Source organism: Moorena sp. SIO3I6, assembly GCF_010672095.1.
Window position 1 is genome coordinate 1 of record NZ_JAAHHU010001214.1, and the last position, 1,547, is coordinate 1,547.

The 1,547-nt window shown below is 44.8% G+C and carries 1 protein-coding gene; it reads right to left on the minus strand.

Annotated elements, in window-relative coordinates; genetic code table 11:
* Positions 1 to 341 precede the first annotated feature (341 nt).
* Positions 342 to 1,274, minus strand: a complete 933-nt coding sequence (locus tag F6K49_RS47815; RefSeq protein ID WP_293109611.1) for an SDR family NAD(P)-dependent oxidoreductase — start codon at positions 1,272 to 1,274, stop codon at positions 342 to 344.
* Positions 1,275 to 1,547: the final 273 nt, after the last annotated feature.

Genomic DNA, 1,547 nt, shown 5'->3' on the forward strand with positions numbered 1-1,547 from the left:
TCTGCTATAATAATCGCAAAAACTTTTTCAAATATTTATTGTGGTTAGATAAATTTTTTATACAAGTACTTGACAAAAGCCCGGTTTATATCAATTCAAATAGCAGCACTCTAACCCAACATAAATAACAGTAAGCATATGCGCTACGCGCACGCTGTCTTGATGCAGTCGCTCATGGGGGAAACCACGGCAGTCGCTCATGGGGGGGACCCCCAAGACCGCGCTGCCTTCCCAAGACCGCGCTGCATCGCTACTTGAGGTGCCGTCAGCTATCAGCTTACACAAGACTTAGGCAGCCAATCTATCTGTAGGCTGTCTAAGTCCTGTTCAAATCGGAAAGATTAATCAGGAAACTTGTCTTTCAAACCTTGATCAAACCCTTTATCAAACGTTTGTATATTAGATCTAAAGAAGCCAAAATCCAAAACTATTCTCCAAAATCCTTTCCTGTTGCCTGTTGCCTGTTGCCTGTTTGCTATTTCTCCAAAACTTTTACTTCTAGATAAAGATAAAGGAGCTACAATCCGTAACACTTTCTCCAATAGCGAAGGAAAGAAACGCTGACACCATATAGCTAAATGACTTTGCCATCCCACTAAAATTTCCGATGAGTTCTTCTCCAGTTTGGCGACTAGTACCTTAGCGACTTGTTGGGGAGTCATCGGCAACACCCAGCGAAACAACTGTAATCCTCGCGCCATATCAGTATCTGTTAACGATGGCAGTAAAGCCATTACCCGGATATTTTGTGGCGCTAACTCTCCCCGTAACGCTTGGGTAAAACCAACAATTCCAAATTTGGTAGCGGAATAGCTTGCCATGGTCGGTGCTGCCACCTTACCCATCAAACTAGAAACATTGACAATAGTGCCTTCACGTCGTGCTGCCATGCGTCGCCCAATTAGACGAGTCATTGTGTACATACCCATTAAATTCGTGGCGATTTCTTCCTGTAAGTTTTGCAGTTTGGATTCTAGAAAAGGAGCTTGATGAGCAACGCCAGCACAGTTAACCAACAAATCAATTGGTCCGTAACTTCGCCAAGCTCGTGCGATCGCAATATTGACTCCTACTATTTGGGTTAGATCTAAGACGAGCGTCACAACTAGTACCCCTTGTCGTTCAATCTCAGCCGCCACTTCTGCTAAACGTTGGCGATTTCGCGCCACCAACAGTAAGCGTCTTATTCCTTGTTGGGCTAACTCCAAAGCGATCGCTCTGCCAATACCACGAGAGGCTCCGGTAACCAGAGCCGTTTTTCCCTGAATCTTCATGTGCTACAATACCTATAGTTGAAAACAAACAAGCATCGGATGCGTCGCTAAACCCACTCAGACTCAAATTAGTCGCAGTGAAGTTAGTGACACTGAAGCTATTGACAGTGAAATCTTGCTCCCACGCAAGGGTTATCCGTAGGCAGTTCAAAATTGGTAAAGACTACCTACAAATAAGTGATGGCAACAGCCTTATCCCCGACCCTAGCTATCGGACTATTGGCTAAGGCAGTCAAAGCAGCGGCAATTTGCCATTCAGTCTGGTGGATAACA

Excerpts from the sequence above, each read along its gene's own strand:
- F6K49_RS47815 (WP_293109611.1), bottom strand. The coding sequence starts at position 1,274 with ATGAAGATTCAGGGAAAAACGGCTCTGGTTACCGGAGCCTCTCGTGGT.